This window comes from Planctomonas deserti, assembly GCF_003067705.1.
GTDB classification, from domain to species: Bacteria; Actinomycetota; Actinomycetes; order Actinomycetales; family Microbacteriaceae; genus Planctomonas; species Planctomonas deserti.
On sequence record NZ_QANL01000191.1, the window covers coordinates 1 to 532 of the forward strand.

The 532-nt window shown below is 65.2% G+C and carries 1 protein-coding gene; it reads right to left on the bottom strand.

Going from position 1 to position 532, the window contains the following annotated elements; all coding sequences use genetic code 11:
- On the bottom strand, nucleotides 1-532 hold a 532-nt coding region (locus DAI20_RS20235; RefSeq protein ID WP_240606155.1), incomplete at both ends, for a thiamine pyrophosphate-dependent enzyme.

Here is a 532-nt window from a genome sequence, read left to right on the forward strand (position 1 = left end):
GGCATCACCAGCTCGGCGCGACTCGTGTGCACGTCCAGCAACGCCGGACCGCGCTGGGACAGGAAATCCTGCACCGCCTCCTCCAGATCCTCGCTGCGGGTGACCGTGCGGCCGTGGAAGCCGATCACCTCGGCCAGGCGGCCGAAGTCCGGGTTCTTCAGGTCGGTGTAGTTGTCCAGAAGGCCTTCCACCTTCTGCTCCAGCTCGACGAAATTCAGCGAGCCGTTGTTGAACACCACCACCTTGATCGGCAGGTTTTCCTGCACCGCGGTCAGCAGGTCACCCAACAGCATCGCCAGGCCACCATCGCCGGACAGCGAAATCACCTGCCGGCCAGGAAACGCCTTCTGCAACCCCAGCGCCTGCGGCATCGCGTTGGCCATGGTCCCGTGCAACAGGCTGGTCAGCGTGCGGCGGCGGCCATTCACCCGGATATGCCGCAGCACCCATACCATCGGAGAACCCCCGTCTGCGGTGAACAGCGCATCGTCGCTGGCGTGCTTCGACAGCAGCGCGGTCAGGTGCTGCGGAT